Here is a 20,285-nt window from a genome sequence, read left to right on the forward strand (position 1 = left end):
TTATCACCTTAAGTGATTACAGCTCGTTGGCGTTCTCAGCCAGGAAGCGAGCAACACCGTCCGGAGAGGCGTCCATCCCTTCCTTGCCCTTCTCCCACTGAGCCGGGCAAACCTCACCGTGCTCTTCGTGGAACTGCAGGGCGTCGATCATGCGCAGCATCTCGTCAACGTTGCGGCCCAGCGGCAGGTCGTTCACTACCTGGTGGCGAACCACACCGGCCTTGTCAATCAGGAAGGAGGCGCGGAAGGCCACACCAGCTTCCGGGTGCTCAACGTCGTAGGCACGGCAGATCTCGTGCTTCACGTCGGCGATCAGCGGGTAGCGTACCTGGCCGATGCCGCCGTTCTCGATGGCAGTGTTACGCCAGGCGTTGTGGCTGAACTGAGAGTCGATGGACACGCCAATCACCTCAACACCGCGCTCACGGAACTCTTCAATGCGCTTGTCGAAGGCAATCAGCTCGGAAGGACACACGAAGGTGAAGTCCAGCGGGTAGAAGAACACAACCGCCGGCTTGCCTTGAGTGGCTTCTGCCAGGTTGAAGTTCTCTACGATCTCACCGTTGCCCAGTACCGCTGCTGCAGTGAAATCCGGTGCCTTACGACCTACCAATACACCCATGGAATTGCTCCTTACCTAATCGATATAAATCTGAAAATTCTTTTGTTTAGCGTGTCGCTAACCGATGTGTGCATAGTACGGAGCAGTGAGGACGGAGGCCAACGCAAAGGCTCTATCGTCACGATTGAAAAAGTCGAACAGGAATAACAGAGCTGCAATACTCAGGCGATGAACCCGCCTCCGCGCTTCCTCGCCGATGCCATGCTGATCCGGCTGGCCCGCTGGCTTCGGGCTCTGGGCTACGACACCGCCTGCTATCCCAGTTGGCCGGACAGCGCCCTGGTGGCACTGGCCAACCGGGAGGGAAGATGGCTGCTGACCCGGGATCGCGCGCTAGTTAGAGAGCTGCGACCAGACAGGGTCATCGCCATCGAAAGCCAGCGCCCTTTAGCCCAGTTAACCCAGGTGCTCGAAGCGCTCACCCTGCCCCCGCCCCAACTGCGCTTTGACCGTTGCCTGTTGTGCAATGGGCCGCTGACCGATTGGCTCGTAGGTAGACCACCACCGCAGTACGCCAGTCACTGCGCCATCGCCCGATTGCGCCACTGTGCCGACTGTCAGCGCTTACTGGCACGGAGCCCACGCCAGGCGCATGAGCGAGGCACTCAGGCATCACCTGCAGCGAACAAATTGCTCAATCCCCGCAGCTCATCTCCCCAGACCGCCGCAATGACATCAGCCTACGCAGCCCCTGTGTTAACCTAGCGCCACTGAAAACTGCCGACGCTGGAACGCAATGAAGCTGTATCTCCATATTGGAACGGAAAAAACCGGTACAACCACCTTGCAGGAAGTGCTCTACCAAAACCAAAGCACGCTCTCTGACCAAGGGTTTCACTTCATTCAAAGTGCGGGTAAGAGAAACAATCGGGCGATCCCCTCGATCTGCATGGATGACGACAAGTTCGATGATTTCTGGTTGGATAAGCGCGCCACCACTGTCGAGGCCAAGCAGACGTTCCGAAAGGAGTTTATTCATCGCTTTGAAGCCGAGCTCGAATCCCTCCCGGAGCACATCCACTCGGTCATCATCTCCAGTGAGCACTTCCACAGCCGGACCTGTCGCCCCGACGAGGTTCGTCGGGTACACCGGTTCCTGTCCAACTACTTCGACGACATCACCGTCATCTGCTTCGTGAGGGAACAAGGCGACACCTGTGTCTCTCTCTATTCCACGATGATCAAAGCGGGAAAAAATGTCTCTATGCCAGAGATGTTGGCCGAATGTGTTCCCACCAACATCTACTACAACTATTACGAGATGCTGGACCAGTGGCAAACAGCCTTCGGAGCCGCCAACCTTGTTGCTCGACGCTTCGACCGCAATAGCTTCAGGAACGGCGATCTGGTGGATGATTTTTTCGCCCTGCTGGATGAGTCGCTCCTGGCTCGGCTGAACAGGGATGTCGAGGTGCAAAATGAATCGCTGACGGTCACCGGACAGTACCTAGGCCGAGCCGTGAACATCGCCATTCCGAAGTACTACGACAATGGGCTGGTTAACCCGTCCCGAAAAAAGGCCATCAACGCCATCTACAAAGACTTCAAGGGCAAGGGAGAGTGCCTGTCGCAAGAGCAAAGTGACGCTATTAGAACCGCGTTCCTGGCGTCAAACCGCAAGCTCAACGCCGAATACTTTGGTGGTAGCGACAGCGAGAGCTGCTTCTCGCAAGCGCACCGTGCCGCCCCAGAGAACCGGGCGGAGCTTCAGGAGGAAGAGATCGCCAAGTTGGTGAACCTGCTCACCAGCATCCATGATGGCGCCATGCGCCTGCCTGACCGCTACGCCAGCCTGTTTCGGGACTTGGCCATCGACCTTGAAGATACCGATCCCCAAAAGGCACTCATGCTGATGGAGTTGGCCCAGATGGTGCGGCCATCCGGCCCCTTTATCCTGAAAAAACTGGCTGAGTACCGAGAAAAGTCGTAGCTAAACCACGGATCAAAAAGGGCGATGAATGAGCCATCGCCCTTCGCTTGAAACCCTATTGGATCACTCGATGTTCTGAATTTGCTCGCGCATCTGCTCGATCAGTACCTTCAACTCCACTGCGGCAGCGGTGATGTCGGCACTGATGGATTTGGAGGCCAGGGTGTTCGACTCGCGGTTGAACTCCTGCATCATGAAATCCAACCGGCGGCCACAGGCTCCGCCCTTTTTCAAGACCTTGCGGGTCTCCGCGACATGAGCGTCGAGGCGATCCAGCTCCTCGGCCACGTCCAGCTTCTGCGCCTGCAGGATCATCTCCTGCTCTACCCGGGCCGGGTCCAGATCTTCCTTCACCTCCGCCAGGCGGTCGGTCAGCTTCTGGCGTTGCCACTCCAGCACCTCGGGCATGCGCGCGCGGACAAAGGCCGCCTGCTCGGTGATGGCTTCGAGGCGCTGCTCGATCAGCGCTTCCATCGCCTGACCTTCGGAGGCACGAGCGGCGATAAAGTCATCCACCACGGCGTCAAACTTGGTCAGCAGGGCCTGACTGACGTTGTCCATGTCCTGCTCTGAGCTTTCCAGCACGCCGGGCCACTTCAGCAAATCGATCAGTTGGATGGAGCCGATCCCCGCCATGGTGTGCAGTTGTTGTGCCTTGGCCACCAGTTGCTGCGCCAGGTCCTCGTTCATGGTCAGGGTGTCGGTCTTCTGCGCCAGGTCAAAGCGCAGGTTAACCTCCACTTTGCCTCGGGCCAGGCGCTTGCGCAGCCGTTCGCGCAGTACCGGCTCCAGGCCGCGCAGCTGCTCCGGCAGGCGCAGGTAGGTTTCCAGGTAACGCTGGTTAACGGAGCGGATCTCCCAGGAGGCGGTGCCCCAGTCGGCTTTGAGGTCACCGCGGCCGTAGGCGGTCATGGAGTGGATCATCGTCATTCAAGCTCTTAGAAAATAACCGGTTCAGTATAACGGCTCCCCCTCTCGCTGAGTAGCAATCGGGGAACAGAAAGGGCGGTAACGAGGTTAACGGATGGGCAGTTCAGCCGCTATAATGGCGCCCACTTCCCTTCAAACAGGTCCAGCAACATGCGTTCAAACGGCAGAACTGCGGCTCAGCCGCGCCCGGTATCCATCACCCGCAACTTCACCGCCCATGCGGAAGGCTCCGTGCTGATCGCCATCGGCAACACCAAGGTGATCTGCACCGCCAGTGTGGAAGAGGGCGTACCGCGCTTCCTGCGGGGTCAGGGCAAGGGCTGGATCACCGCCGAATACGGCATGCTGCCCCGCTCCACCCACAGCCGCAACAACCGGGAAGCGGCCCGGGGTAAGCAGAGCGGTCGTACCCAGGAGATCCAGCGTCTGATCGGCCGCAGCCTGCGCGCCGCCGTTGACCTGGAAGCGCTGGGCGAGCACACCATCACCATCGACTGCGACGTGATCCAGGCCGACGGTGGCACTCGCACCGCCTCCATCACCGGCGCCTGCGTGGCGCTGATGGACGCCATTGATTACATGAAGAGCCAGGGCTGGGTCAAGGTCAGCCCGCTGAAGCAGCCGATTGCGGCACTGTCGGTGGGGATCGTGGCCGGTCAGCCGGTGTGCGATCTCGACTACGGTGAGGACTCCACCGCCGAGACCGATATGAACGTGGTAATGGCCGAGGATGGCCGCATCATCGAGGTGCAGGGCACTGCCGAAGGCGAACCCTTCAGCTTCGACGAGATGAACGCCATGATGGCCCTGGCCAAAGACGGCATCGCCAGCCTGATCCAGGCCCAGAAGGCCGCCTACAATCAAGCATGATCCAAAGAAGCGGCCTGGCCGCTTCTTTTTTTAGCAAGACAACAGGAGACACTGTGAAAGCCTACCAGAAAGAGTTCATCGAGTTTGCCCTCGACCGCAACGTGCTGCGCTTTGGCGAGTTTACCCTCAAATCCGGCCGCACCAGCCCCTACTTCTTCAACGCGGGTCTGTTTAACCGAGGCAGCGATCTGGCCAAACTGGGACGCTTCTACGCCGCCGCGCTGATGGATGCCGGCATCGACTTCGATCTGCTGTTTGGCCCCGCCTACAAGGGCATTCCCATCGCCACCACCACCGCGGTGGCCCTGGCGGATCACCACGATCGCGACCTGCCCTACTGCTTTAACCGCAAGGAAGCCAAGGACCATGGCGAGGGCGGCAACCTGGTGGGCTCCGAGCTGACCGGTCGGGTGATGCTGGTGGATGACGTGATCACCGCCGGTACCGCCATCCGCGAGTCGATGGAGATCATCAAGGCCAACCAGGCCGAGCTGGCCGGTGTGCTGATCGCCCTGGACCGTCAGGAGAAGGGCAAGGGCGAGCTGTCCGCCATCCAGGAGGTGGAGCGCGACTTTGGCTGCGCTGTGGTGTCCATCGTCACCCTCAAGGACCTGATCAGCTACCTGGAGCAGCAACCGGGCCGCGACGCCGAGCTGGCCTCTGTGCGTGCCTACCGCGAACAGTACGGCATCGCTTAAGGGCAAGTGCTGAGTGCTGAGTGCTAGGTGCTAGGTGCTAGGTGCTAGGTGCTAGGCAGCACGCTACGTCATGAAAAACGCCAGTTCCTTAGAACTGGCGTTTTTTGTTGTTTCGCTCGAGTAACTAAAGCCTGGTGCTTAGCTCTGCAGCAGTTGCTTGCGGATAAAGGCCCATTGCTCGGAGAAGCCGGCGGTGGGCAGCTGCTTGAAGTCGCTGCGCACGAACTGGGCGATACGACCCTCGGCCCAGGCCAGCAGCAGGTTGGCCAACATCCCCTCCTCCAGGTAGAAGCCCTGGCCTTCCCGCAGACTCTTCTCCCGCAGTACCTGCTTGAGCTGGGTCTCGATCTTGTTGAACAGCAGGTTGATACGCTCTCGCAGCCGCTCCTGCTCGCCGGTAAGGGCGTCGCCGGTCAGCAGTCGGGTGATCCCCGGGTTGCGCTCGGCAAAGGTCAACAGCAGCTGCAAGATCAGCTGGCAGCGGTTCATGGTGTCTTTCTCATCCATGATCACCAGGTTGATGCGAGACAGCAGTGAGTCTTCGATAAACTCGATCAGCCCCTCAAACATCCGCGCCTTGGAGGGAAAGTGGCGGTACAGTGCCGCTTCGGACACCCCCACCTCTTTGGCCAGGGCGGCAGTGGTGATGCGCTGACCCGGGGCGGTTTCCAGCATGCGAGCCAGGCTTTCCAGGATATGCTGGCGACGGTTTTTCTTATTGTTGGCAGCCATAAAGCGAGTGCGCTCCGTCCTATTGGGTTCCAGAGTGACCGAAGCCACCCTCACCGCGATCAGAAGCGTCAAACTCCTCCACCAGCTTAAACGCCGCCTGCACCACAGGCACAAACATCAGCTGAGCGATGCGCTCGCCAGGGGCCATGGTGAAGGTTTCGTTGCCCCGGTTCCACACCGAGACAAACAGCTGGCCCTGGTAGTCGGAGTCAATCAACCCCACCAGGTTGCCCAGTACGATGCCCTTTTTGTGGCCCAGGCCGGAGCGCGGCAGGATGGTGGCCGCCAGGCCCGCATCACCAATGTGGATGGCCATGCCGGTGGGCACCAGCTCGGTTTGGCCCGGCTCCAGGGTCAGCGGCGCATCCAGCATGGCGCGCAGATCCATCCCCGCGGAGCCCGGTGTGGCGTAATCCGGCAGAGGCCACTCGGTCCCCAGGCGGGGGTCCAAAATCTTCAGTTCAATTGGCGTTTTCATCGGCAGGCAGTCGTTGTGCAATGGTTTCTAACAATTGGCGGGCCTGATCGGCCTTATCGCTGTGGCCCAGATCCTTGGCACCCTCGTTCCAGTACAGGGTCAGCGCATTGGCGTTGGCATTGAAGCCCTGCCCCGGCTGGGAAACGTCGTTGGCGGCGATCAGGTCCAGCCCCTTCCGGGCCAGCTTGTCGCGGGCGTATTGTTCCACATTGTGGGTTTCAGCGGCAAACCCAACAGTGAATGGTCGCTTCGCCTGCTGGGCCACGGTGGCAAGGATGTCCGGGTTACGCACCAGCTCGACGGTCATCGCCGCCTCGGACTTCTTGATCTTGCCCTCGGCCACCGCCACCGGACGGTAATCCGCCACCGCGGCGCAGCCGACAAACACATCCTGACCGGCCAGGTTGTCCATCACCGCCGCCAGCATCTGCTCGGCAGATTCCACATCGATGCGATTTACCCCCTGTGGGGTTGGCAGTGACACCGGGCCGGATATCAGGGTCACCTCGGCGCCCATGCGTTGGGCCTGGTCCGCCAGGGCAAAACCCATCTTGCCGGAGCTGTGGTTGGACAGGTAGCGCACCGGATCCAGCGCTTCGCGAGTGGGGCCAGCGGTCAGCAGCAGTCGCTTGCCCTTGAGTGGCTGATGGCCGCCGTCGCGATAGTGATCGCGCCAGTGCTCGGCGATCGCTTCCGGCTCCGGCATCCGGCCCAGGCCCACCTCACCGCAGGCCTGGTCGCCGGCATCCGGACCAAACATCGCCACCCCTCGCTGAGCCAGCAACGCCAAGTTGGCCTGGGTCGCCGGGTGCTGCCACATCACCTTGTTCATGGCCGGACAGAGCACCACAGGGGCTTCAGTGGCCAGCACAGCCGTGGTTAGCAGGTCGTCCGCCATCCCTGCCGCCAAACGGGCGATCAGATTGGCGCTGCCCGGGGCGATGATCACCGTGTCAGCCCAACGGGCCAGGTCGATGTGGCCCATGGCGGACTCGGTGGCCGGATCCAGCACGTCATGTACCACCGGGTTGCCCGATACAGCCTGTAGCGCCATCTCGGTAACGAAGGCCTGGGCCCCCTTGGTCAGCACCACGCGGACATCGGCGCCCTGCTCTTTCAAACGGCGGACCAGGTTCGGCGTTTTGTAGGCGGCGATACCACCGCTGACGCCCAAAAGAACGTTGGCTTTTTTCATGACTTAGACCGGTTGTTTAGCCTGCTTATCCATAATGCGGCCTAAGATAACACAGGGGCCTGGCCCTGATGACCCTAGACAAGACAAGGATGCCTTATGCCCATCAGCCAATGGCCGGATCAGGAGCGGCCCCGGGAGCGATTATTGAACCAAGGGGCGGGTGCCCTGAGCGACGCCGAACTGCTGGCGATCTTCCTGCGCACCGGCGTGGCCGGGCGCAGCGCGGTTGACCTGGCGCGAGAGCTGCTTCACACCTTTGAGGGGTTGGCGGGATTAATGGCCGCTTCCAAGGAGGAAATCTGCACAATCCGTGGCCTTGGCGAAGCAAAATTCGTACAATTGCAGGCTTCCCTGGAGCTGGCTCGCCGCTTTCTGGCCAGCGAGCTGCGCCGCGATTCGGTGATGAGTTCCCCCCAGGCGGTACGCGACTATCTGTGTTACCACTTGCAAGGCCTTGGTGAAGAGCACTTTTTGCTCTTGCTGCTGGACAGCCAACACCGGGTCATCCGATTGGAGCCCCTCAGTCAGGGCACCATCGACGCCGCCTCGGTATACCCCAGGGACGTGGTGAAACGCACACTCGCTGCCAATGCGGCAGCGGTGATCCTGGCCCACAACCACCCTTCAGGGGTGGCGGAGCCCAGCCAGACGGATCGCCACATTACCAGCCGGATCCAGCAGGCCCTTGCCCTGGTGGATGTGCCGGTACTGGATCATTTGGTCGTAGGACAGGGTCACAGCTGCTCCTTTGCGGAGCGGGGGTGGATCTAGTCCTGCGCGCATTCGTATGCGCCTCGGCTTGATCTTTGCCGGGGGATCTTGTATAAAATGCGCCCTTCGTGTGTCCTCGGGCGACGGCCATACGAGGCACAATGATGCTCGAGCTAAGATTTGGAGACTGAAATGTCTAAAGTATGTCAAGTTACCGGCAAGCGTCCGGTAACCGGGAACAACGTTTCCCACGCAAAAAACCACACCAAGCGTCGTTTTCTGCCTAACCTGCACACCCACCGTTTCTGGGTAGAAGGCGAAAAGCGTTTCGTTAAACTGCGCGTTTCCAGCAAAGGTATGCGCATCATCGACAAAAAAGGCATCGAGACCGTTCTGGCGGAACTGCGTGCCCGTGGCGAAAAGGTTTAAGGAGATAAACGATGGCTAAGAAAGGTATCCGTGAGAAGATCCGCCTGGTGTCCTCTGCTGGCACTGGTCACTTCTACACCACCGACAAGAACAAGCGTGAAATGCCTGAAAAATTCGAGATCAAAAAGTTTGATCCGGTTGTTCGCAAGCACGTGATGTACAAAGAAGCCAAGATCAAGTAATTGACCTTTGCTCTTGAGAAAGCCCGGCCATCTGGTCGGGCTTTTTTGTGCCTGTCGTTCTTGCTCACTCGGCGGACACCACTTCCGCTAATACAAGAGCTGAGCGCGAACTGCCCGAAAGTCCGAGAGCAAAAGTTTGATCCGGTTGTTCGCAAGCACGTGATGTACATCGAGCCAAGATCAAGTAATTGACCTTTGCTTTTGAGAAAGCCCGGCCTCTTGGCCGGGCTTTTTTGTGCCTGTCGTTCCTGCTGGTTCGGCGCTCGCCATCGCTCAGTTCAGAGACCAATGGCTCTTCCCACTTGGTTGGTCAGGCCTGCCCCCTCTTGCGTTCCGCTTTCCGCCCCGTAGACTGAAGCTCTCGCTTTCTGACTGCCCAGACCATGGCCAAAAATCGTCGACGCTACAACAACATGCTGATCCTGCTGGTGGCCGGTGCCGGCCTGCTGCTGCTTAGCCTGGGTCAGCTCACCGGGCCTCGGGAACACAGTCTGCCGTTGCTGCCGCCGGAGTCCCGGTTGCAGGGACTGGTGTTTGCCGATTTGGCCCTGCAGCAGCAGGATGGGGCATGGCAAAGCCAGCCAGCGCTGACGCCAGCGCAGACCCAGGCCCTGCTGGACACCTGGCAGCAGGCGCAGATGGTGGCGATTGCACCGCCACAGCCGCTGCCACGCCAGCCCATCCAGGTAGATCTTTACCTGGCAGAGCAGGACGCCCCCATCACCCTGCTGCTGTACCCTCAGCTCAATGCCATTAAACTGCTGGAGGACCCCCAGTGGTGGCGACTGGTCAATCAGGCCATCGACCCGCTGCTGCCGCCCAGCACGTTACAGGAACACTAAGATGCCCGAGTTACCTGAAGTTGAAGTGACCCGTCAGGGGATCCAGCCCCACCTGCAGGGTCAGACGGTTCGCGAGGTGATCGTTCGCAACCCACGCCTGCGCTGGCCGGTGGATCCCCAGATCCAGCAGCTGGCCGGTCAGAAGATCCGCTCGGTACAACGACGGGCTAAGTACCTGCTGCTGGAAACCGAGGCGGGGGTGCTGATCCTGCACCTGGGGATGTCCGGCAGCCTGCGGGTACTCAGCCCGGCCCCCGAGCCAGGCAAGCACGATCACCTGGACCTGGTGCTCAGCAACGACGCAGTGCTACGACTCAACGACCCCCGCCGCTTCGGTGCCGCCATCTGGTGGCAACTGCCACTGGAGGCGCAGCCGCTGCTGCAGCACCTGGGCCCGGAGCCACTGACCCTGGCCTTCAACACTGAGCACCTGGCCAAGGCCCTGCGTGGCAAAACCAGCGCCATCAAGACCGCATTGATGGACAACAAGGTGGTGGTCGGCGTGGGCAACATCTACGCCAACGAGGCCCTGTTTGCGGCGGGGATCCACCCTAAACGGGCGGCGGGCAACATCAGTGCCGCTCGACTGGAGAAGCTGGTGGAGGAGGTCAAACGGGTGCTGGCCGAGGCGATCCGCCAGGGCGGCACCACCTTGAAGGACTTCACCCAGGCCGACGGCAAACCGGGCTACTTCGTGCAACGGCTCAACGTTTATGGTCGGGGTGGCCAGGCCTGCGTGCAATGCGGTGCGGAGCTTAAGGAGATCAAGCTGGGCCAGCGTGCCACGGTCTACTGCGGCCACTGCCAAACCTGAAACAAAAAACCAGGCCTGAGGCCTGGCATTCACATTGAGAGAGGGATGCTTAGCGTTTCGCCAGCTTGGCCATCAGCGCTGGCACCACCGGCGCAGGCAGGAAGCCGGTCACCTCACCGCCGTGCAGGGCCACCTCCTTCACCAGGGAGGAGGAGATAAAGGCGTTTTCCTCCGCCGGGGTCAGAAACACGCTCTCCAGCTCCGGATAGAGGCGGCGGTTCATGTTGGCCAACTGAAACTCGTACTCAAAGTCGGACACCGCGCGCAGACCGCGCACCAGCACCCGGGCCTGTTGCTGCTTGGCAAAATCCACCAACAATCCGGAGAAGCCCACCACCTCGACGTTGCCCACCTCAGCGGTCACCTGCTGGATCAGCGCCACCCGCTCCTCCAGGGTAAACAGCGGCTTTTTGCTGGAGCTGGCCGCCACCCCCACCACCACGGTATCAAACATGCGGGCGGCTCGGATGATCAGGTCTAGGTGGCCATTGGTGAGCGGGTCAAAGGTTCCGGGATAGATTGCGCGTTGGCTCATTGTGTTTTCGACTCAGACAGATAGTGGGGAACAGTGTAACCAGAACCCGGTGCTCAGCCTACCTCTGCCGATGCCCAGGGGTGCAGTCGTTCCAGCCAATCCTCGTCCTGCAGCGCCAGGCTGGCCCTAGGCAGGGTTTCCCCCTCCAGGGCCGCCAGAATCGCTGCTGTCAGGCCGTACCGCTCAAAGGCATGCAACTGCAGCCCTAACTGCCGAGTCTGCCCCTGCATCCAGCTGTCTGACTCCGTCACCACCAGGCTGGGGCGCCCCAAGCACTGGGCCAACAGTGTTTCATGCCATCCGCTGGTCACCACCAGGGCGGCGGCGCTGACCAAGTCACTTTGCTGCTCCGGTGTCGGCACCGAGACCACACAAACCCCATCCAGTCGGGGCAACGCCAATGGTCGGTTCGACAGCAGGCAGACCTGGCGCTGTCGCCGTGCAGCCACCACTTGGGCCACCTCGGTCAACAGCTCCTGCTGAGGGGCTGTCAGGCCACCATCCAGGCAGAGCACCAGTTCAGGGCACTGGCTCAGGCCACACTGGGACAAGCTGGCCAGGCGTCGGACCGGATCCGGGCTGGGGGCGATACTGGAGAACTGCCAAGGGGTGGGGGTAAGGCGCCAGCGACACAACAGCTTCTGGCGCAGGGACAGCGCGCTGGCCGGGGCATCCAACAGCCACAGCTCATCGGCCTGCAGCTGTGAGGGCAGAGATTCCAGCTCAACTAGAGAGGCGGCCAGGATAACGCCCGGCAACTGCGATGGCAGCGCCCAGCGGCTGCTGGGGTGGCACAGCACCCGGCAGTCTGGATGCTCGTCCAACCACGCTGCGACCTGCTCTATCGCCACCGGTGTCGCCTCCACAGATAGTGGGCTGGCACCGGAGTAAGCCAACCAACCGAGGGCGCCCACGGTACCCCCCACCATCGAGCCCAGGGCACGGAAGACCGCCTGAGCCTGGCTATGGTGTGGCTGTGGCCCCGGGGGCAACAGCAGCAGATCCCTTGTCGTTTGCAAAGCCTTCACTATCCCACAACTTAGTTTTCTTTTAGTTTAGCCAGCCGCCGAGCGACGAGGGGTGGATGTGATCCCACAGCGGCAAAAAAGCCCTGAATTTGTATCGACGTAAGGGCTTGAGTATCCTCTCCCCACCTTGCCCTGTCGGGGCGATCCCATTCGAGAGGCCAACGCTGGTGAAACTGGTTTTTGATGTAATGCACCCCTACTACCTGCCTCAATACCTGCCGGTGGCTCGGGAGTGGATGACGGCAGGGCACCAGGCGGAGCTGTGCCTCCATGGCGACCTGCCCCGCGGGGATCGCGACCTGGAAGCGGCCATCGAGTCCGGCCTGACCCTGCACCGGGTCAACGGCCAGAGCGGAGCCCTAGCCTACTACAAGCAATCCCGCCCTGAGTGGGTGGTCTTCGGCAATCGCTACGACGCAGTGACCCAGCTTAAGGGGGTCAGCAAGACCGCCCTGATGGAGCACGGCATCGGCCCCAAATCGGTTTACTACACCGCGTCGGAAAGCGACTTTGATGTCCGTTTTGTCGAGGGCCAATATCGACTGGAACGTCTGCAGCAGATGTACCCCCACAAGACCTTTGTGGACACCGGCTACGCCAAGCTGGATCCCCTGATGCAAGGCCGAGAGCCTGGCCTCGATCTGGCCAGCTTGGGGCTGGACCCCAACAAGCCGACACTGCTCTACGCACCGACCTTCTACCCCTCCAGTATCGAGATGATGAGCTGGGATTGGCCGCAGCAGTTCCAGGAGTACAACCTGCTGCTCAAGCCCCACTACTTCTCGTTGGAGAAGCCCAAGTACCAGGCCCAGCGCGACCGCCTGCTGCACTGGGCCAAGCAGGACAACGTTTACCTGGCCAGCATGGAGGAGAGCAACCTGCTGCCCTTCATGCACACCGCCGATCTGCTGATCAGCGAGGCGTCCTCCTCACTGTTCGAGTTTGCCGCCCTGGATAAGCCCATCGTCTGGTGCGATTTCCTCAAGCTGCGCTGGAGCTACCGTGGGATCTTCCATTACCGCTGGAAGAAGCGGATGGATCCGGATTTCTATCGCTACGCCGACATTGCCGCCCACGCCAAGCACTACAGCGAACTTAAAGCGGTGGTCGATCAACAGATCGCCCAGCCCAACCAGTTCCAGAGCATCCGCCAGCGCCACATCGCCCAACTGGCCGGGGTGATCGACGGCAAGGCCAGTGAGCGTATCGTCGACTACCTTATTCGCAACCCGCTCTCTGGAAAATAATCTGGCTTACTGTTAACCACTTTTATCGGTTAAAGTGCAAGGGCCATCAGTTAAGGAGTATCACATGAGTCAAATTGTGTATGTGTCTGGAACATTTGATCTGTTCCATAGCAACCATTTGAAAATGATTAACTACGCAAAGGGCCTTGGCGATATCCTCATCGTCGGAGTGAGTACGGATGAGCTGGTCTGCAGCTATAAGAACCCTCCAGCAGTGCCGTTTGAAGAACGCATTGCCATTGTTGAAGGCCTTGCGGCTCCAGACGTTGTCATTCCTCAACACACTCTCGAACACCGCGGTACCGTAAACAAACTGAATATTGACAGTTTCGTTATTGGTGACGACTGGGAAGGAAAATACGACTATCTGAAAGAAGAGGGTGTAAAAGTCTTTTACTTTCCCTATGGAGTAGGCACCAGCTCAACAAATCTGAAGAAGAAAATCTATGAGCAGTACCGTGCTTTGATTAAGCAATCAGATGAGCATCCGATCCCCGATCCAGAAGGGAAAGGAAATGAATAAAAAGGAATCCATTCTCATAACTGGGGGTCAAGGTGATCTGGCAGTCGCCTTAGCATCTCAGCTAAAAGATAGATTCGAAGTCTATAAACCATCTCGGGAAGAGTTAGACGTATCCTCTCCAGAGTCGGTATCCGAATATTTTTCAGATAAAGAATTTGACGTAGTTGTAAACCTAGCCGGCTGCCTTTACTCCGCCAGAGTACTGGAGTCGGAAGAAGACAAATGGATAAGAGACATTAATGTCAATCTCATTGGCACCTATCTCGTTTGTCGAAACACCCTGCGTAAAAACTCAAAAGCCAGGTTAGTCAATGTATCCTCTACTGCCAGCTTTAATCACTACCCTGACTGGACTTCCTACTGCTCATCCAAAGCCGGGGTCAATAAGCTTTCTCTTGGGCTGGCACTGGATGGTTACAACGTTACTATCATGTGCCCCGGTGCTATCGACACCAAACTTCGTGACGGATTGAGCATTAATAATCCCAATGTCATGACTGTCGAAGAAGGCATTGCCCCAATCATGGAAGCTATTGATGGTAAGTACCAGACTGGGGACATTGTCTTTTATAGAAAGGGCGAGATGAAGATCATACCCATCAGCTAAGGTACCAGTCCTATAAAATCGCCAGCTGAAAAGCTGGCGAAAGATTAGAATCGGTACTTAAACGAAACTGTTCCCCAGGCGAACTTATCTCGTTTAAATGGAACATCATTATTGATGCTTGTATCGGTACCAAGGTAACTTAGCTCTGTCGATACGACCCAGCTTGGCGATAGCTGATAAATAACCCCAACACCAAAGTCATACCCATAAGCAGGATTATTTCGATAAAATCGGCCAATACCGCCATAGAAGCTGGTGGCCCATTTATCGTTTATCTGATACGTCAACTCGCCAACGCGCCAGTTCAGCACATTGCCTGAATTTCCCCAACTGGTTAAATCATGCGCCAGCAGTTCGAGGCCGGTGCTCAGACTCCAGCGCTCATTGATTGGACGAGTAATACCTGCCTGCAGGTTCGGCAGCACATTGTACTCTTCTATGGGCGGGTTGAATTCTCGACCACTGTTTTCATAGTACTGCACACTGCCGCCAAGGCCGACGTAAAAGTTCCACGCCTCGCTGGCTGCTGTCGGCAAGGTAATCCCCAGCGCCATTACGCCCAGCAGCGCCTGCTTTACCATTGCCATATCAATTCACCTCGAAGAAAACTCTCATCAAACACCGTTGTGCCGCCGTACAGGCGGTAGCCCCAATTTTGGCCAAACAGATTCCCATAATATCGCAGGTCCAGCTCATGCGCGGTGCTGTACTCATTGCGACTGTAGTCCTGATTCTCCAGCGTGCGATAAGTCAGCTCATAACGTCGCCCCACACCGCGTTGCCAACCTAGCTTCAGCGTATGAGCCTGGGCCCCGATGGCATCGTTGAATACCCGGTTGTCGCCACCCCAGTGACCCATCACGATGCCATCGTTGGTGTAACCATCGCCATAGATTTGATGGTTGTACCAAAGGTTCTGCCACTCATTAAACTCGTAGTTCAACGACCAGTTCTCTCCCCCCAACCAATCAGGCAAGAAAGGGATATGCAGACCAGCGGATACCGCGAGATTCCCTAACCGGTAGTTGTGATGACCGGCGCTGTCCTCACCGGCGTACTCCATATAGATGGCAAAAGGTACTTCGCCACCAAAGTTAATCCTGCTGCTGATGGACGCCTGCTGATTACCAAACTCGCAGTCCTTGATATCACCCTCGCAGCCCTCGATCTTATCTTTGTTATCGTTAGCCACTGGGTCCCAAAACGCATCCCAAATGTCCTTAAAGGTCACGCTCCGGGAGCCACCACCAAACTGAAAGGTACGATTCAGAGCAATGGTCCAGCCCTGCACCGGCTCGAAGCTCAATTGAGTCCCCATCAAGGCTGGCCGGCCGGATTCCCGTTCGCCATTGTAATAGATGCTCTCCTCCACCCACTCCAGCCGACTGACGTAAACCTCATACTGCAGATTCCAAAGGTTCTCGAATGGCATGGGGTTACTGATGCCAACTGAAAATGAGGGGCGAGCATTGGTGGAGCTGAGCATCGCCGACTCATTAAACGGCGACAACCAGTGCTCCCGGTAGCCGATATCCACCTGAAACGAGTCGGTACCAAATGCCGCGTAGGAACCGATAGGGATGACGTCGCTCTCTGCCTCTGACTGATTCTGACCACCGGCGGAGTCCAGGGCCAAGCCACCAACGGCAAGTACTACGTGCTCATGTGGACGATACTGAGCATGCCCGGTGACTCGGTATTGCGAATCGAGTCGTTCTCCTCGGGCATTCGGCAGCACCTTACCGTTCTCCGGGTTATCAGCAGCCGCCAGCCCCACCTCTGCGTAGGTAACAGAAACCGTTTGCTCATAGCGGGAGAGTCGCCGATCAATCTCGTTGTAAAGCTGGGGGTAATCGTCTTTGACAAGCTCTAGATGGTGTCGAACCTGCTTAACGTTGTAGGGCTTACGCATAGTGGGGATTTCGGCCACGACCACAAGCTGATCAATCCGCCCAGTGAGGTAACTATCTTGAAGCGAGATATATGGGGAGGCAGCTTTGGCGCCAAGGCTCGTAGCCGCCAAAGCTGCGGCCAAACAGAATCTTCTCATGAGCAACGAGATCCATACATAAGATTGAGGTAAACCCACCGACATGGTGAAAACGCGCCAGTCTACCAGCGACGCATTGCTCAGAAAAGAAACTCGTGCTTTGACCTTACTCGCCAGCTACAGGTAGTAGCTTCGATACCACTGGGCAAAGCGCCCCAGCCCCTCCGCCAGGCTGGTATCCGGACTGAAGCCCACCGCCTGCTGCAGCTGCTCGGTATCGGCGTAGGTGGTGTACACATCCCCTGGCTGCATCGGCAACAACTCCAGCTTGGCCTTCACCCCCAGCGCCTGCTCCAGGGTCTCAATAAAGGTCATCAAGCCCACCGGCTGATGGTTGCCGATGTTGAACAGGGCGTAGGGCGCGCTGGAGTGATTGGGCTGGTCGCAGCGCCGCTGGGGATCGGCGGCGGGGATCGCGTCCATCACCCGCACCACCCCTTCAACGATGTCGTCGATGTAGGTGAAGTCCCGGCTCAGATCACCGTGGTTGAACACCTCGATGGTCTCCCCCGCCAGCATCTTGCGGGCAAACTTAAAGTAGGCCATATCCGGCCGCCCCATGGGCCCGTAAACGGTGAAGAAACGCAGGCCGGTGGTGGGCAGCCCGTACAGATGGCTGTAGGTGTGAGCCATCAACTCGTTAGCCTTCTTGGTGGCGGCATAGAGGCTGACCGGATGATCCACCGCATCGGCCTCGGCAAAGGGTACCTTCTCGTTTAAGCCATACACAGACGAGGAGCTGGCGTAGACAAGATGGGGTACCTGGCTGTGGCGGCAGCCCTCCAGCACCGTCATGGTACCCACCAGGTTGCTATCGGCGTACACCATAGGGTTGTCGATGGAGTAACGCACCCCGGCCTGGGCGGCCAGGTGGATCACCCGTTCGAACCGGTGCGAGGCAAACAGCTGGGCAACCGCCGGGCGATCCGCCAAATCCAGGCCATGAAAGGTGAAGTTGCTGTTCGGTTCCAGCTGCGCCAACCGAGCTTGTTTCAGCGATACCTCGTAGTAATCATTGAGGTTGTCCACGCCCACCACCTGGTGACCCAGGGCCAGTAGACGTTGACTCACGTAGTAGCCGATAAAGCCGGCAGCACCGGTCACCAAAACCTGCATCCTTACCCCCTTTGTACGCTCAGGCCCCGGCCAATGGCATAGTAATCAAAGCCGCGGCCTGCCACCCTGTCCGGATCGTACAGGTTACGACCATCAAAGATCACCGGCTCCGCCAGCTCGCTCTTGATCAACTCGAAATCCGGTGCCCGAAACGCCTGCCACTCGGTGCAAATCACCAGCGCATCGGCGCCGTGCAGTGCGGCTTCCTTGGTGCCCATCAAGACCAGATCGTCGCGCTGACCGAAGATCCGCTGGGTCTCCTCCATGGCTTCAGGATCAAACGCCTGAACCCGGGCTCCCGCCTGCCATAGCGCCTCAAGCAATACCCGGCTTGGCGCCTCGCGCATGTCATCGGTGTTGGGCTTGAACGCCAGGCCCCACAGGGCCAGGGTCTTACCCTTGAGCCGGTCGCCAAAGTGGCGCTGGATGTTACGCATCAACACCGATTTCTGGTTGTCGTTCACCCGCTCCACCGCCTTGAGGATCTGGGCGTCATGCTCAATCCCATCGGCGGTGCGGATCAGCGCCTGCACATCCTTAGGGAAACAGGAGCCGCCGTAGCCGCAGCCGGGGTAGATAAAGTGGTAGCCGATGCGGGGATCGGAGCCTATCCCCTTACGCACCGCCTCGATGTCCGCCCCCAGCTTCTCCGCCAGGTTGGCCATCTCGTTCATAAAGGAGATCTTGGTGGCCAACATGCAGTTGGCGGCGTACTTGGTGAGCTCGGCGCTGCGCACGTCCATCACTACGGTACGGTCCTGCTGACGGTTGAAGGGCTCGTAAAGCTCGCGCATGGTGGCGATGGCGTCGGCGTCACTGCTGCCGATGACGATGCGATCCGGCCGCATGCAATCGCTGATCGCTGCACCCTCTTTTAGAAACTCCGGGTTGGACACCACCTGGAAGGGGATATCGGCGCCACGCTCGACCAGGGTGGTTGCCACCGCCTGGGTGACCTTATCCGCGGTGCCCACAGGTACGGTGGACTTATTGACGATAACCCGGGGCTTGTCCATATGCTGAGCCACGGTCCTGGCCACCGCCAATACGTATTTCAGATCGGCGCTGCCATCCTCATCCGGTGGTGTCCCCACCGCGATGAACTGCACCTCGCCGTGGGCCACACCCTGGGCTGCATCCGTGGTGAACTGCAGCCGCCCCTCGGCGTGATTCTGCTTCACCATGGGCTCCAGCCCCGGTTCATAGATGGGTACCAGGCCCCGGTTCAGATCCTCAACCTTGGCACTGTCCACATCCACACAACACACATCGTGTCCCACTTCTGCCATCACAGCAGCCTGCACTAAGCCGACATAACCGACCCCAAAAACGGTGACCTTCATCCCTACACCCTCAAATCATTTTGACCGTGAATTCCTTTCGTCCCACGTTGGCAGGTTCCCATGCCATCAACACGACAGCCGGATGACGAAACGATTGCAGCCGCGCAAGCATCAGATAATGCTGCACACCTTATTGAGCATAGAAGGATTTCTGGAGGTCGTAGGGTGGGTTAGAGGAATTAACCCATAGCGGATACTTTGTTGTCTGCCAGGGCCTGCAGCAGGGCGCGCTGCACCGGCTCAATGGCGATATCCGCCATCAGGGTCTTGCCTTTGGCGCGGGTGCCCCAGGGGATCTGAGCCAGCGATTTACCCTGCTGGGCCTCGACATGTTGGTCATAGCAGGACACCACGTAGTCCTGGCTCAGGTAGGGGCCGGTGCGGCCCGGATTGGAATGGGCATAGAGACCCACCACCGGGGTGCCCTGGGTGACCGCCATGTGGGCCGGTCCGGTATCCGGTGCCAGCACCACCTGGGCTCGGCCCAACAGTGCCAGCAGCTGCTTCAGGCTGGTCTGACCGACCCGGTTATCCAGCGCCACCTCAGTGTGCTTCTGGATCGCCGCTGCCAGCTTTTGCTCCCGCTCTGTCGGACCACCACAGAGCATCACCGACAAGCCAAGGCCGTGGGCAAAGTCCGCCATCGCCCCGTAGCGCTCCGGTAACCAATTGCGCTCCGCCTTGCTGGCGGCCGGGCAGATCACCAGGGTGGGCTGCTCAGCTGGAATGGCCGCTTCGGCGTAGCTGCGATCGGCTTCGCTGATGGGGATATGCCATTGCGGAGCGGTTTCGCTCACCCCCAGGGTAGCGGCAAAGGCCATAAACCCATCGAGCACATGAGGCTCGGCCTGGGGCTGGATCTTGTGATTGGTGAACAGCCATTGCCCCTCCTTGGCCCGGTCGGCATCGAAGCCCACCTTGACCCTGGCACGGATCCCCAGGCTGGCTACCGAGGCCCGCAGCGCCACCTGCATATGCAGCAGCACATCGAAACGTCGGTCCTTGAGGCGACGCCAGAGGTCACCATAGGCCTTACGGCCCAGGCTCTTGTCGAATACCACCAGCTCCACCCCGGGCAATCCAGCCAGTAGCTGCGCTTCCACCTTGCCCACCACCCAGGTGATAGGGAGATCGGGATGGCGACGCTGGATCGCCTGCACCATGGCCACCGCGTGGCAGACGTCGCCGATGGCGGACAGTCTCAGCACACAGAGGGATTGGGGCGCGGCCAGCAGGGTCTGTTTTTGCGACATAGAAGCGGGAACCATAGAGTTGTTCAGAGAGCGGATTGTAAACAATCCCCGCGGCTTTAAGTAGTTGTCTATGGCGGCCCCAATCCGTGCCCAGGCTGCGCAGCTCAACTATTGGTGACAACTGGTATAAGATAGCCCGCTCAACCAAGG

Annotated in this window: 24 protein-coding genes; 12 read left to right on the forward strand and 12 right to left on the reverse strand. The window is 59.0% G+C overall.

The genetic code is table 11. The features are described from left to right. Nucleotides 1–16 precede the first annotated feature (16 nt). Nucleotides 17–622, reverse strand: coding sequence for a peroxiredoxin (locus BUC04_RS20720; RefSeq protein ID WP_067661465.1), 606 nt, complete (start codon nucleotides 620–622; stop codon nucleotides 17–19). Nucleotides 623–790: 168 nt separating this feature from the next. Between BUC04_RS20720 and BUC04_RS20725 the strand changes: the two genes are divergently transcribed. Together BUC04_RS20725 and BUC04_RS20730 are read left to right on the forward strand one after the other, a co-directional pair. Then, nucleotides 791–1,327, forward strand: a complete 537-nt coding sequence (locus BUC04_RS20725) for a Mut7-C RNAse domain-containing protein (RefSeq protein ID WP_067661464.1) — start codon at nucleotides 791–793, stop codon at nucleotides 1,325–1,327. Nucleotides 1,328–1,358: 31 nt separating this feature from the next. Beyond that, the gene (locus BUC04_RS20730; protein ID WP_143165826.1) at nucleotides 1,359–2,552 is read left to right on the forward strand and encodes a sulfotransferase; all 1,194 of its coding nucleotides are present in this window, start codon (nucleotides 1,359–1,361) and stop codon (nucleotides 2,550–2,552) included. A 63-nt stretch (nucleotides 2,553–2,615) separates the two neighbouring features. On the opposite strand, the gene BUC04_RS20735 is transcribed toward BUC04_RS20730, so the two are convergent. After that, complete coding sequence (locus BUC04_RS20735) at nucleotides 2,616–3,476, reverse strand: YicC/YloC family endoribonuclease (protein WP_067661460.1); 861 nt, start codon at nucleotides 3,474–3,476, stop codon at nucleotides 2,616–2,618. 156 nt (nucleotides 3,477–3,632) lie between these two features. Here BUC04_RS20735 and rph point away from each other — a divergent pair, with 156 nt between their 5' ends. Further along, nucleotides 3,633–4,352, forward strand: a complete 720-nt coding sequence (gene rph, locus BUC04_RS20740) for a ribonuclease PH (RefSeq protein ID WP_067661459.1) — start codon at nucleotides 3,633–3,635, stop codon at nucleotides 4,350–4,352. Nucleotides 4,353–4,405: 53 nt separating this feature from the next. Further along, nucleotides 4,406–5,050, forward strand: coding sequence for an orotate phosphoribosyltransferase (gene pyrE, locus BUC04_RS20745; RefSeq protein ID WP_067661458.1), 645 nt, complete (start codon nucleotides 4,406–4,408; stop codon nucleotides 5,048–5,050). Nucleotides 5,051–5,188: 138 nt separating this feature from the next. On the opposite strand, the gene slmA is transcribed toward pyrE, so the two are convergent. Genes slmA through coaBC form a run of 3 tightly spaced genes read right to left on the reverse strand, consistent with a single transcriptional unit; the run spans nucleotide 5,189 to nucleotide 7,455 of the window. After that, nucleotides 5,189–5,782 (reverse strand): nucleoid occlusion factor SlmA, encoded by a 594-nt coding sequence (gene slmA, locus BUC04_RS20750; protein ID WP_067661456.1) that lies wholly within the window; start codon nucleotides 5,780–5,782, stop codon nucleotides 5,189–5,191. Between the two features lie 19 nt (nucleotides 5,783–5,801). Further along, the gene (gene dut / locus BUC04_RS20755; RefSeq protein ID WP_067661454.1) at nucleotides 5,802–6,260 is read right to left on the reverse strand and encodes a dUTP diphosphatase; all 459 of its coding nucleotides are present in this window, start codon (nucleotides 6,258–6,260) and stop codon (nucleotides 5,802–5,804) included. Beyond that, a complete protein-coding gene (gene coaBC / locus BUC04_RS20760) occupies nucleotides 6,244–7,455 on the reverse strand; it encodes a bifunctional phosphopantothenoylcysteine decarboxylase/phosphopantothenate--cysteine ligase CoaBC (protein WP_067661452.1) in 1,212 nt (403 codons plus the stop codon). The genes dut and coaBC overlap by 17 nt, the downstream gene beginning before the upstream one ends. Before the next feature lie 96 nt (nucleotides 7,456–7,551). On the opposite strand from coaBC, the gene radC reads away from it, so the two are divergent. The 5 genes from radC (at nucleotide 7,552) to mutM (ending at nucleotide 10,433) form a co-directional block, all read left to right on the forward strand. Beyond that, nucleotides 7,552–8,226, forward strand: coding sequence for a RadC family protein (radC, locus tag BUC04_RS20765; RefSeq protein ID WP_067661450.1), 675 nt, complete (start codon nucleotides 7,552–7,554; stop codon nucleotides 8,224–8,226). A 132-nt stretch (nucleotides 8,227–8,358) separates the two neighbouring features. Further along, nucleotides 8,359–8,595: a 50S ribosomal protein L28 gene (rpmB, locus tag BUC04_RS20770; RefSeq protein WP_067661448.1), complete on the forward strand. Its 237-nt coding sequence runs from the start codon at nucleotides 8,359–8,361 to the stop codon at nucleotides 8,593–8,595. Between the two features lie 11 nt (nucleotides 8,596–8,606). After that, on the forward strand, nucleotides 8,607–8,777 hold the full coding sequence (rpmG, locus tag BUC04_RS20775; protein WP_067661446.1) for a 50S ribosomal protein L33: 171 nt from the start codon (nucleotides 8,607–8,609) through the stop codon (nucleotides 8,775–8,777). A gap of 383 nt (nucleotides 8,778–9,160) precedes the next feature. Then, nucleotides 9,161–9,619, forward strand: a complete 459-nt coding sequence (locus BUC04_RS20780) for a hypothetical protein (protein ID WP_067661444.1) — start codon at nucleotides 9,161–9,163, stop codon at nucleotides 9,617–9,619. 1 nt (nucleotide 9,620) lies between these two features. Next, on the forward strand, nucleotides 9,621–10,433 hold the full coding sequence (gene mutM, locus BUC04_RS20785; RefSeq protein WP_067661442.1) for a bifunctional DNA-formamidopyrimidine glycosylase/DNA-(apurinic or apyrimidinic site) lyase: 813 nt from the start codon (nucleotides 9,621–9,623) through the stop codon (nucleotides 10,431–10,433). 49 nt (nucleotides 10,434–10,482) lie between these two features. On the opposite strand, the gene coaD is transcribed toward mutM, so the two are convergent. Together coaD and BUC04_RS20795 are read right to left on the reverse strand one after the other, a co-directional pair. Beyond that, complete coding sequence (gene coaD, locus BUC04_RS20790; protein ID WP_067661440.1) at nucleotides 10,483–10,968, reverse strand: pantetheine-phosphate adenylyltransferase; 486 nt, start codon at nucleotides 10,966–10,968, stop codon at nucleotides 10,483–10,485. Between the two features lie 53 nt (nucleotides 10,969–11,021). Further along, a complete protein-coding gene (locus tag BUC04_RS20795) occupies nucleotides 11,022–11,987 on the reverse strand; it encodes a hypothetical protein (protein ID WP_143165827.1) in 966 nt (321 codons plus the stop codon). A 176-nt stretch (nucleotides 11,988–12,163) separates the two neighbouring features. Here BUC04_RS20795 and BUC04_RS20800 point away from each other — a divergent pair, with 176 nt between their 5' ends. The 3 genes from BUC04_RS20800 to BUC04_RS20810 all read left to right on the forward strand — a co-directional run bounded on the left by BUC04_RS20800 (nucleotide 12,164) and on the right by BUC04_RS20810 (nucleotide 14,373). Further along, on the forward strand, nucleotides 12,164–13,243 hold the full coding sequence (locus tag BUC04_RS20800) for a CDP-glycerol glycerophosphotransferase family protein (protein WP_073326133.1): 1,080 nt from the start codon (nucleotides 12,164–12,166) through the stop codon (nucleotides 13,241–13,243). Nucleotides 13,244–13,307: 64 nt separating this feature from the next. Further along, nucleotides 13,308–13,766: an FAD synthase family protein gene (locus tag BUC04_RS20805; RefSeq protein ID WP_067661434.1), complete on the forward strand. Its 459-nt coding sequence runs from the start codon at nucleotides 13,308–13,310 to the stop codon at nucleotides 13,764–13,766. Next, nucleotides 13,759–14,373 (forward strand): SDR family oxidoreductase, encoded by a 615-nt coding sequence (locus BUC04_RS20810; protein WP_067661432.1) that lies wholly within the window; start codon nucleotides 13,759–13,761, stop codon nucleotides 14,371–14,373. The genes BUC04_RS20805 and BUC04_RS20810 overlap by 8 nt, the downstream gene beginning before the upstream one ends. A gap of 44 nt (nucleotides 14,374–14,417) precedes the next feature. Here the strand turns inward: BUC04_RS20810 and BUC04_RS20815 are convergent, their stop codons facing one another. The 5 genes from BUC04_RS20815 to BUC04_RS20835 all read right to left on the reverse strand — a co-directional run bounded on the left by BUC04_RS20815 (nucleotide 14,418) and on the right by BUC04_RS20835 (nucleotide 20,135). After that, nucleotides 14,418–14,960, reverse strand: a complete 543-nt coding sequence (locus BUC04_RS20815) for an outer membrane beta-barrel protein (protein WP_082766713.1) — start codon at nucleotides 14,958–14,960, stop codon at nucleotides 14,418–14,420. After that, complete coding sequence (locus BUC04_RS20820; protein WP_159437715.1) at nucleotides 14,948–16,408, reverse strand: capsule assembly Wzi family protein; 1,461 nt, start codon at nucleotides 16,406–16,408, stop codon at nucleotides 14,948–14,950. The genes BUC04_RS20815 and BUC04_RS20820 overlap by 13 nt, the downstream gene beginning before the upstream one ends. A 132-nt stretch (nucleotides 16,409–16,540) precedes the next feature. Further along, nucleotides 16,541–17,539, reverse strand: a complete 999-nt coding sequence (locus BUC04_RS20825) for an NAD-dependent epimerase (RefSeq protein ID WP_067661426.1) — start codon at nucleotides 17,537–17,539, stop codon at nucleotides 16,541–16,543. Nucleotides 17,540–17,541: 2 nt separating this feature from the next. Beyond that, complete coding sequence (locus BUC04_RS20830; RefSeq protein ID WP_067661424.1) at nucleotides 17,542–18,882, reverse strand: UDP-glucose dehydrogenase family protein; 1,341 nt, start codon at nucleotides 18,880–18,882, stop codon at nucleotides 17,542–17,544. Nucleotides 18,883–19,061: 179 nt separating this feature from the next. Then, entirely contained in the window at nucleotides 19,062–20,135 is a 1,074-nt protein-coding gene (locus tag BUC04_RS20835; protein WP_067661422.1) for a glycosyltransferase family 9 protein, read from the reverse strand. Nucleotides 20,136–20,285 lie beyond the last annotated feature (150 nt).

It is taken from the genome of Ferrimonas marina (assembly GCF_900129905.1).
Taxonomy (GTDB): domain Bacteria; phylum Pseudomonadota; class Gammaproteobacteria; order Enterobacterales; family Shewanellaceae; genus Ferrimonas; species Ferrimonas marina.

Coding starts and splice junctions, on each gene's coding strand:
- BUC04_RS20720 (WP_067661465.1), bottom strand. CDS start 622: ATGGGTGTATTGGTAGGTCGTAAGGCACCGGATTTCACTGCAGCAGCG.
- BUC04_RS20725 (WP_067661464.1), top strand. CDS start 791: ATGAACCCGCCTCCGCGCTTCCTCGCCGATGCCATGCTGATCCGGCTG.
- BUC04_RS20730 (WP_143165826.1), top strand. CDS start 1,359: ATGAAGCTGTATCTCCATATTGGAACGGAAAAAACCGGTACAACCACC.
- BUC04_RS20735 (WP_067661460.1), bottom strand. CDS start 3,476: ATGATCCACTCCATGACCGCCTACGGCCGCGGTGACCTCAAAGCCGAC.
- rph (WP_067661459.1), top strand. CDS start 3,633: ATGCGTTCAAACGGCAGAACTGCGGCTCAGCCGCGCCCGGTATCCATC.
- slmA (WP_067661456.1), bottom strand. CDS start 5,782: ATGGCTGCCAACAATAAGAAAAACCGTCGCCAGCATATCCTGGAAAGC.
- dut (WP_067661454.1), bottom strand. CDS start 6,260: ATGAAAACGCCAATTGAACTGAAGATTTTGGACCCCCGCCTGGGGACC.
- coaBC (WP_067661452.1), bottom strand. CDS start 7,455: ATGAAAAAAGCCAACGTTCTTTTGGGCGTCAGCGGTGGTATCGCCGCC.
- radC (WP_067661450.1), top strand. CDS start 7,552: ATGCCCATCAGCCAATGGCCGGATCAGGAGCGGCCCCGGGAGCGATTA.
- rpmB (WP_067661448.1), top strand. CDS start 8,359: ATGTCTAAAGTATGTCAAGTTACCGGCAAGCGTCCGGTAACCGGGAAC.
- rpmG (WP_067661446.1), top strand. CDS start 8,607: ATGGCTAAGAAAGGTATCCGTGAGAAGATCCGCCTGGTGTCCTCTGCT.
- BUC04_RS20780 (WP_067661444.1), top strand. CDS start 9,161: ATGGCCAAAAATCGTCGACGCTACAACAACATGCTGATCCTGCTGGTG.
- mutM (WP_067661442.1), top strand. CDS start 9,621: ATGCCCGAGTTACCTGAAGTTGAAGTGACCCGTCAGGGGATCCAGCCC.
- coaD (WP_067661440.1), bottom strand. CDS start 10,968: ATGAGCCAACGCGCAATCTATCCCGGAACCTTTGACCCGCTCACCAAT.
- BUC04_RS20805 (WP_067661434.1), top strand. CDS start 13,308: ATGAGTCAAATTGTGTATGTGTCTGGAACATTTGATCTGTTCCATAGC.
- BUC04_RS20810 (WP_067661432.1), top strand. CDS start 13,759: ATGAATAAAAAGGAATCCATTCTCATAACTGGGGGTCAAGGTGATCTG.
- BUC04_RS20815 (WP_082766713.1), bottom strand. CDS start 14,960: ATGGCAATGGTAAAGCAGGCGCTGCTGGGCGTAATGGCGCTGGGGATT.
- BUC04_RS20825 (WP_067661426.1), bottom strand. CDS start 17,539: ATGCAGGTTTTGGTGACCGGTGCTGCCGGCTTTATCGGCTACTACGTG.
- BUC04_RS20830 (WP_067661424.1), bottom strand. CDS start 18,882: ATGAAGGTCACCGTTTTTGGGGTCGGTTATGTCGGCTTAGTGCAGGCT.
- BUC04_RS20835 (WP_067661422.1), bottom strand. CDS start 20,135: ATGTCGCAAAAACAGACCCTGCTGGCCGCGCCCCAATCCCTCTGTGTG.